Source organism: Ornithinimicrobium sp. (assembly GCF_030537745.1).
GTDB lineage: Bacteria > Actinomycetota > Actinomycetes > Actinomycetales > Dermatophilaceae > Ornithinicoccus.
Window position 1 is genome coordinate 50544 of record NZ_JAUNVI010000011.1, and the last position, 8915, is coordinate 59458.

General features: G+C 68.0%; 7 protein-coding genes. 5 read left to right on the forward strand and 2 right to left on the reverse strand.

Annotation, left to right across the window (positions count from 1 at the left end; genetic code table 11):
• Window positions 1-49 precede the first annotated feature (49 nt).
• Together Q4P07_RS04315 and serC are read right to left on the reverse strand one after the other, a co-directional pair.
• Entirely contained in the window at window positions 50-1234 is a 1185-nt protein-coding gene (locus Q4P07_RS04315; RefSeq protein WP_303373668.1) for a phosphoglycerate dehydrogenase, read from the reverse strand.
• A gap of 3 nt (window positions 1235-1237) precedes the next feature.
• Window positions 1238-2317, reverse strand: coding sequence for a 3-phosphoserine/phosphohydroxythreonine transaminase (gene serC / locus Q4P07_RS04320; RefSeq protein ID WP_303373669.1), 1080 nt, complete (start codon window positions 2315-2317; stop codon window positions 1238-1240).
• 425 nt (window positions 2318-2742) lie between these two features.
• Between serC and Q4P07_RS04325 the strand changes: the two genes are divergently transcribed.
• From Q4P07_RS04325 to proB, 5 genes are all read left to right on the forward strand, one after another.
• The gene (locus Q4P07_RS04325; protein ID WP_303373670.1) at window positions 2743-5532 is read left to right on the forward strand and encodes an Rne/Rng family ribonuclease; all 2790 of its coding nucleotides are present in this window, start codon (window positions 2743-2745) and stop codon (window positions 5530-5532) included.
• A gap of 148 nt (window positions 5533-5680) precedes the next feature.
• Window positions 5681-5989 (forward strand): 50S ribosomal protein L21, encoded by a 309-nt coding sequence (gene rplU, locus Q4P07_RS04330; RefSeq protein WP_303373671.1) that lies wholly within the window; start codon window positions 5681-5683, stop codon window positions 5987-5989.
• A gap of 42 nt (window positions 5990-6031) precedes the next feature.
• Window positions 6032-6307 carry a 50S ribosomal protein L27 gene (rpmA, locus tag Q4P07_RS04335; protein ID WP_303373672.1) on the forward strand — a complete coding sequence of 92 codons (276 nt, stop codon included), beginning with the start codon at window positions 6032-6034 and terminating at the stop codon, window positions 6305-6307.
• A 220-nt stretch (window positions 6308-6527) separates the two neighbouring features.
• Entirely contained in the window at window positions 6528-8036 is a 1509-nt protein-coding gene (gene obgE, locus Q4P07_RS04340; RefSeq protein WP_303373673.1) for a GTPase ObgE, read from the forward strand.
• A 114-nt stretch (window positions 8037-8150) separates the two neighbouring features.
• On the forward strand, window positions 8151-8915 hold a 765-nt coding region (proB, locus tag Q4P07_RS04345; protein ID WP_303373674.1), incomplete at its 3' end, for a glutamate 5-kinase.

Sequence of the window (8915 nt, forward strand, 5' to 3'; positions counted from 1 at the left end):
ACGCGGCGCGGCCTCGCGGCCAGGGCCAGGATGAGGCTGAGCATGCTGCTCAGATCTTCCTGGCCCTGATCACGCCATCGATCGACAGGATCGCCGCCTTGAGGTCGTCCTGGACCTCGCCCTCCACGTCGACCAAGGTATAGGCGTGCTCTCCTTGCGCCTTGTTGGTGAACTCGGCCACGTTGAGACCGGCCTGCGCCAGGACCGCGGTGATCTGGCCGATCATGTTGGGCTTGTTCTGGTTGAAGATGCCCAGCCGGGTGGTGCCCGGAGCCCGGGCCATCTGCACCTGCGGGTAGTTGACCGAGTTGCGGATGTTGCCGTTGAGTAGATAGTCCGCGAGCTGGTCCACGGCCATGACCGCGCAGTTGTCCTCGGCCTCACCGGTGGAAGCGCCCAGGTGGGGCAGCGCAATGACCTTGGGGTGCACCGCTCCGGCGGCGGTGGGGAAGTCGTTGACGTAGGCCCGGAGGTGACCTGAGTCGAGCGCCTCGAGCACCGCCGGCTCGTCGACCACGCCGCCGCGGGCGAAGTTGAGCACCACGCTGTCCGCCGGCATGAGGGCGATTCGCTGTGCGTTGACCAGCCCGCGCGTCCCCTCCACGAGCGGCACGTGCAGTGTGACGATGTCCGAGCGCGAGAAGAGTTCCTCGACGCTGTTGACCTGCTCGACATTGGGTGAGAGTTGCCAGGCGTTCTGGATCGTCACGGCAGGGTCGTAGCCCAGGACCTTCAGCCCGAGTGAGTGGGCCGCATTGGCGACGAGCACGCCGATCGCCCCTAGACCGATGACGCCGAGGGTCTTTCCGGGCAGCTCGAAGCCGGCGAACTGCTTCTTGCCGGCCTCGACCTGGGCGTCCAACTCTTTGCCGGACAGGGCGAGCTCGGCGACGAGGTCGCGGGTGTAGTCGGCGGCGTGATAAAGGTTCCGGGCAGCCAGCAGCATCCCGGCGATCACCAGCTCCTTGACCGCGTTGGCGTTGGCGCCTGGCGTGTTGAACACCGGGATCCCCAGGGCGGCCAATTTCTCGACCGGGATGTTGTTGGTCCCGGCACCGGCGCGGGCCACGGCATAGAGGCTGCGTGGGATCTGCATCGAGTGCAGGTCGGCCGAGCGCACCAGGATGCCGCGCGGGTCCGCGATGGCGGTGCCGATGTCGAAGTGGTCGCGGTCCAGTCGCTGCAAGCCTACCGGGGAGATCGCGTTGAGGGTCTGGATGGGGAAGATCGTCATGCTTCAGCCGTTCTGCTTCTCGAAGTCAGTCATGAAGGCCACCAGCGCCGTGACACCTTCCAGCGGCATCGCGTTGTAGATGCTGGCGCGCATCCCACCCACGCTGCGATGGCCGGACAGGCCGGAGAGACCCGCGGCGGCAGCCTGGGTGACGAACTCCTTCTCCAGCGCAGGATCTGGCACCAGGAAGGGGACATTCATCCAGGACCTGGCGCGGGGCTGCACCGGGTTGGAGTAGAAGTCAGAGTCGTCGATCGCACCGTAGAGGAGGTCTGCCTTGGCGCGGTTGCGACGGGCCATCTCGCTGACCCCTCCTTGCTGCTCGATCCACTCCAGCACCAGGGCGACCAGATACCAGGACAACGTCGGGGGAGTGTTGAGCATGGAGCCCGAGGCGGCCATCGCGGTCCAGTCGAGCACGGTGGAGGTCTCTGGTCGGGCCCGGCCGAGGAGGTCCTTGCGGACGATGACCACGACCAGCCCGGCGGGCCCGAGGTTCTTCTGTGCACCGGCGTAGATGACGCCGAAGCGGGACACGTCGATCGGTCGGGACAGGATCGTGGAGCTGGCGTCCGTCACCAAGGGGACCGCACCGGAGTCCGGGATGTAGGGGAACTCCACGCCGCCGATGGTCTCGTTGAGCGTGTAGTGCAGGTACGCGGCGTCGGAGGGGACGTGCAGCGACCCTTCCTCCGGGACGGAAGAGTAGTTGGACTGCGACTCGTCCGCGAGGACCTGGGTCCGGACGAACCGGGCGGCCTCCGCGATCGCCTTCGTGCTCCAGGCGCCCGTGTTGACATAGGCCGCGCTGTCGCCGGGGGCGGTGAGGTTGAGGGGGATCGCGGCGAACTGCCCGGTCGCTCCGCCCTGAAGGAAGAGGACCTCGTAGTCGTCAGGCACCGACAGCAGCGAGCGCATCCGGGCCTCTGCCTGCTCGGCGATCCCGACGAACTCTTTGCCGCGGTGAGACATCTCCATCACCGACATCCCGGACCCGTGCCAGTCCGTCAGCTCGGACTGGGCGCGCTCGAGGACCTCCAGGGGCATGGTCGCAGGGCCTGCGGAGAAGTTGTAGACGCGCACTGGTCTTCCTCATGGGGTTCGGGGGTGGGCCGGGCGCAGACAACACCGGCCCGACCCGATCGGACTCGGCATCGAGCACTTCCCCCAGACTACCGCCGCGCGGGTCGAGCATCGGCTCGCGCCGCGGAAGCAGGGTGTGTGTGAGATACTGACGAACGGTTGAGCAGAGGTCCACACCGCTGCCTGACCCGACGCGAGTCCATAGCAGTGCGACCAACCTCCGCACGCTCGGTGCCCGATTTCTTGGCGCATCGACAGGCTTCCGTCGGCCCTACCGGTGCCGCGCCCCCGCGCGAACCGTGTGTGGCACCAGGATGACTTCCGTCCTGACCGACCGGTCAGGACGACTGCACCCGCGTCACGAGCGGGAGCGGACCCTCGAGGGGTCCGGTGTGGGCTCGCTGCGTGACCTGGAAGGACACCGCGTGTCTCACGAACATGTCGACGTAAACTCCTCAGAAGAAGCCGCCCGCGCAGAGCGAGCTGCGGAGCTCATCAGCCAGACGCAGGCATTCCTTGCCAGCGGCGGAGATGACGAATCTTTCACCTCCGTCGAGGCCGAACCGGTCGACGTCGCTACGGGGGCGCAGGTCGATGCTGAGGTCTCGCAGCCCGCGAGTGAGCAGCCCGACGCCCTCGAGGGTTCCAGTCCCGCTGATGACGACGTCGCAGACACGATCGACGCAGGGGAGGAAGACACAGAAAAAGAGGACGCGGACAGAGCACCCGAGCTGGTCGCCCCGGCGAATTCTTTCGCCTTGGTCTTCAAAGCCCCGGACCTCACCGACATCCCGCGCCGGCGCTCTCGCCGCGCTGTCTCTGGGGTGACCACCCCCGCACCGGTCATCGAGACGGACAGCAACACTGTCACCGACGATTCGGCGGGCTCATCCGACTCGGGTCAGGACGACGCTGACGATGCGGCGGGCACGAGCCGGAGCAACAACCGCCGCAGGCGGGGTGGCAAGGGCCGGCGTGGCAGGGTGGGTGCTGCTGGCGAGGACGACGGGGGTGAGGAATCTTCCGACGACGACACCCCCGAAGGCGCTCAGGACTCGCAGACCGCCGACGAGACGCCGCAGGGGCAAGGGCAATCCGACCAGCAGGCCGGCAGCGGCTCTTCCCGCCGTCGCAGCCGGAGCCGTCGTGGCTCCCGCAGCGGCAGCGGTGAGGAGGCCCAAGGGCAGAGCCAGAGCCAGAGTCAGGGCCAGTCGGAGCAGGGCAGCCACGGGGATGGCCAAGACGAGGGCGCCACCACCGACGATGACGGGGATGAGGACAGCAGCACTCGCCGTCGCCGTCGCCGCCGCCGCGGAGAGGCGGTCAGCAGCCCCGAGCGTTCAGCTCGCGACGAGGTCACCTCAGTCCGTGGCTCGACCCGGCTGGAGGCCAAGCGGCAGCGTCGCCGCGAGGGTCGTGAAGCGGGCCGCCGTCGCACGATCATCACCGAGGCCGAGTTCCTGGCCCGCCGGGAGAGTGTCGACCGCGTCATGGTCGTGCGTGGGCTGGAGGACCGTACCCAGATCGCGGTCCTGGAGGACGGTGTGCCCATCGAGCACTATGTCTCCCGGTCGGCGCAGAGCACGATGGTCGGCAACGTCTACCTCGGACGCGTCCAGAACGTGCTCCCCAGCATGGAGGCCGCTTTCGTCGACATCGGCAAGGGCCGTAACGCCGTGCTCTACGCAGGCGAGGTGAACTGGGACGCCGCCGGTCTCGTCGGCAACGAACCTAAGAGGATCGAGAACGCGCTGAAATCCGGCGCGTCCGTCCTGGTGCAGGTGACCAAGGACCCGATCGGGCACAAGGGTGCCCGACTGACGTCGCAGGTCTCGCTGCCGGGCCGCTTCCTCGTCTACGTGCCGGGCAACTCGATGACCGGCATCTCCCGCAAGCTGCCGGAGAACGAACGCGCCCGCCTCAAGAAGATCCTCAAAGAGGTCTTGCCGGACGATGCCGGCGTGATCGTGCGCACCGCCGCCGAGGGCGCCTCCGAAGCCGAGCTGCGAGCGGACGTCGACCGGCTTACCACCACCTGGGACCGCCTCGAGGCCAAGAGCAAGACCGCGAGTGCTCCGGCCCTCCTGCACGGTGAGCCGGACATGACCGTGCGCGTCATCCGGGACGTCTTCACCGAGGACTTCACCAAGCTGGTCGTCTCTGGCGAGCAGGCGTGGACCGAGGTCAAGCGCTATATCGACGACGTGGCTCCTGACCTGGCGGACCGCGTGGAGAAGTACACCGGCGCGAACGACATCTTTGCCTCCTACCGGGTCAGCGAGGCGATCGCCAAGGCGATGGACCGCAAGGTCTGGCTGCCCTCCGGCGGGTCGCTCGTCATCGACCGGACCGAGGCGATGACCGTCGTCGACGTCAACACCGGGAAGTTCACTGGGTCCGGTGGCAACCTGGAGGAGACGGTCACCAAGAACAACATCGAGGCGGCCGAGGAGATCGTCCGCCAGCTCCGCCTGCGCGATATCGGCGGCATCATCGTGATCGACTTCATCGACATGGTCCTGGAGAGCAACCGCGACCTCGTCGTGCGTCGCCTGCTCGAGTGCCTGGGCCGGGACCGGACCAAGCACCAGGTCGCCGAGGTGACCTCGCTCGGCCTGGTCCAGATGACGCGCAAACGCGTGGGATCAGGGCTGATCGACGTCTTCTCCGAGACCTGCGCCCAGTGCGCCGGGCGAGGGATCATCGTCCACCCCGAGCCGATGGGCAAGGGTGGGGACGGCGACCACGACCACGCCAGCCACGGGTCGACGAGCTCGTCGAACGAGGTGTCGAGTCGCGGCCGTGGTCGCGGCCGTGGCCGCAGTGGGTCCAGCGGAAGCGGGTCCAGCGGTAACGGCTCGAGCAGCAGCGCCGAGGCCAAGAGCGCGCCGGCCAGCCCTGTTGGCCCAACGCCTGCGCAGATCGCGGCAGCCGCCCACGCAGCCGCCCTGGTGGCTGGGGTCGCCCAGCCCGAGGACGCCCCGGAGACGCCGGAAGAGTCGACCGCGCAGAGCGTGGACGCACCCGCCTCGGTGGTGCCAGAAATGGCAGCAGTCAGCCCTGAAGCTGAGCCCGCCCCGGAGTTCATGCCAGAACCGACACCAGAGCCGACGACGGAACCCACGCCGGAAGCGGCGCCGAAACGCCGTCGGCGTGGCCGCGCCTCCGCCCCCGCCGGCCCGCCAGCCCACGGCGAGTCCGCCAGCACCGAGTGAGTTTGGTTCAGGGGCGTGCAACACGGTAGGCTGGTGCGTCGGTTCGCCCCCACCGGGACGGGTCTGAGAGACAACGCCCACGCGGTGGCTCGGCCCAGACCAACCGGGTGCTGCATACCCCAACAAGACTGCAGGAAGTGAGTTCATCGTGTACGCGATCGTCCGTGCTGGCGGCCGCCAGGAGAAGGTTTCCGTCGGCGACGTCCTGACCATCGACAAGGTCGAGGTCAAGCCTGGGGACACCTTGGAGCTGGCTCCCGTCCTGCTGGTCGACGGTGACACCGTGACCACTGACGCTGACGTCCTCGGCAAGGCCGTCGTCACCGCCGAGGTCATGGCGGCGACCAAGGGTCCCAAGATCATCATTCAGAAGTACAAGAACAAGACTGGGTACAAGAAGCGGCAGGGCCACCGCCAGCCGCTGACCCAGGTCAAGATCACCGCGATCGACGCCTGAGCGGCGACGTTCACCAACTAGCCAACTCAGGAGACACAAGCCATGGCACACAAGAAGGGTGCGTCCTCGTCCCGCAACGGGCGCGACAGCAACGCCCAGCGTCTGGGCGTCAAGCGCTTCGGCGGCCAGGTCGTCGGCACCGGTGAGATCCTCGTCCGCCAGCGCGGCACGCACTTCCACCCCGGCGATGGCGTCGGTCGTGGCAAGGACGACACGCTGTTCGCGCTCGTCGACGGCGTCGTCGAGTTCGGCGCCAAGCGTGGACGCCGGATGGTCAACGTGGTCGCTGCTGACGTCGCCGCGACCGTCAACGCCTGACCGTCAACGCCTGACCGGCGCACGCCGACAGCAGCCACGCACGACAGGCCCCGCACGATCAAGACCTGCGCGTCAGCGACGCCGCAGCTCATAGACAGCTCGACGCCGGTGGGAGGCACTGCCCCCTCCGGCGTCGCGGTGTCTGCGGCCGGTCTTCGACCGGGCGAGCGTCCTGACCGCAGCTCCCGGCACGTCCCCCTGACCCTGAGAGGATCAACCCATGGCAACCTTCGTCGACCGTGTCGTCCTCAACCTGCGCGCGGGCAGCGGCGGCCGGGGAGTCGCCTCGGTCCACCGCGAGAAGTTTAAGCCGCTCGGTGGGCCCAACGGCGGCAACGGGGGCGACGGCGGCGACATCATCTTGCGCGTCGACTCCCAGATCACCACCCTGATCGACTACCACCACAGTCCGCACCGCAGCGCGCCCAGCGGCCATCAGGGGGAGGGCAACGAGCGCAACGGCGCCCAGGGAGCCGACTTGATCCTGCCTGTGCCGAGCGGCACCGTCGTCACTACTCGCAGCGGGGAGGTCCTGGTCGACCTCGTCGGCGACGGGACGGAGTATGTCGCGGCCCAGGGTGGGCGTGGGGGGCTAGGCAATAAGGCTCTCGCGTCGCCACGTCGCAAGGCGCCAGGCTTCGCGCTGCTCGGGGAGCCGGGCGAGGAGACCGAGGTCATCCTCGAGCTCAAGACGCTCGCGGACGTGGCCCTGATCGGCTTCCCTTCGGCCGGCAAGTCCTCCCTGGTCTCGGTGCTCTCGGCAGCCCGACCTAAGATCGCCGACTACCCGTTCACCACCCTGGTCCCCAACCTCGGCGTCGTGACGGCGGGCGGCGAGCGGTTCACCATCGCCGACGTGCCGGGGCTGATCCCCGGGGCGAGCGAAGGGAAGGGTCTGGGGCTGCAGTTCCTCCGGCACGTGGAACGCTGCCACGTGCTCGTGCACGTCATTGATTGCGCCACGCTGGAGCCCGGTCGTGACCCCCTGACCGACCTAGAGGTCATCGAGGCCGAGCTCGACGCCTACGTCCCGCACGGTGCCCTCGGTGGGATCCCGTTGGCCGAGCGCGTCCGCGTCATCGTCCTCAACAAGAGTGACATCCCCGAGGCTCGGGAGTTGGCCGAGATGGTCAAGCCGGATCTGGAAGCGGCCGGGTATCAAGTGCACATCGTCTCAGCGGTCGCGCACTACGGCCTCAAGGAGCTGACCTTCGCCCTGGCTGTGCACGTCAAGAAGGCCCGGGAGGATCACGAAGTCACCGAGCCGAGCCGAACCATCCTTCGGCCCAAGGCCATCGACGACCGGGGCTTCACCATCGAGGTGCAGCAGACCACAGACGGCGAGGTCTTCCGGGTGGTCGGGGACCGGACTACCCGCTGGGTGCGCCAGACCGACTTCAGCAACGACGAGGCCGTCGGATACCTCGCGGATCGGCTCAACCGGCTCGGCGTGGAGGAGGCTCTGCTCAAGGCTGGAGCAGTGTCTGGCTCGACGGTGCTGATCGGCGCAGCAGACGACGCAGTGGTCTTCGACTGGGAGCCGACCATGGCCTCTGGCGCCGAACTGCTCGGCTCCCCCCGAGGCACCGACGTGCGCCTGGACGAGAGCAGCCGCCCGACGCGGTCGGAGAAGCGCACCGCTTTCCACGACAAGAAGGACGCGGAGACGGCAGCGCGGGAGGAGCTCGCCGCCGAGCGACGCGCGGGGATGTGGACGGACCGCGACTAGAGCAGAGTCAGCGCCGCGCGCGTTCGACCAGCAACGACACGGCGCGGCTGGAGCGTCAAGGAGCCGCCGTGAGGGATGCATGAGTATGTGGGGGGATGTAATAGTATTCTGTCCATGCCCGAGAGCGTCGACCGCAGCGCCATCCGGGACGCGCGGCGGCTGGTCGTCAAGGTCGGCTCCTCGTCCCTGACCCACCCCGAGGGACGGCTAGACGAATTTCGCCTGCAGGCTCTGGCCTCCTCCTTGGCCCGCACCGCACTGTCCGGGACCCAGGTCGTCCTGGTGTCCTCTGGCGCCATCGCCGCGGGCATGAAGCCGTTGGGACTGAGCAAGCGACCCAAGGACCTCGCCACCCAGCAGGCGGCGGCGAGCGCTGGGCAGGGTCTGTTGATGACGGCCTACTCCCAAGCGTTCACGATGCACGGGATCCAGGTGGGGCAGGTGCTGCTGACCGCCAACGACATGCACCGGCGCAGCCACTACGTCAATGCGTCCCGCACCCTGGAGCGCCTGCTTGAGCTGGAGATCGTGCCGATCATCAACGAGAACGACACGGTCGCCACCGACGAGATTCGCTTCGGCGACAACGACCGGCTCGCCGCCCTGGTCGCGCAGATCGTCAACGCCGACGCGCTGTTGCTGCTCACCGACGTCGATGCCCTCTACGACGGCCATCCCCGGCACCCCGGCACCACGAAGATCCCGCTGGTCACCTCACCGCAGGACATCGCCGGCATCGATATCTCCCGGGGTGGTTCTAAGGTGGGGACCGGCGGCATGGCCACCAAGATCTCGGCCGCTGCGATGGCTACCGCGGAAGGCATCCCCGTCGTGCTCACCAGCACCGAGCAGATCAACGCCGCACTGGCGGGTGACCCG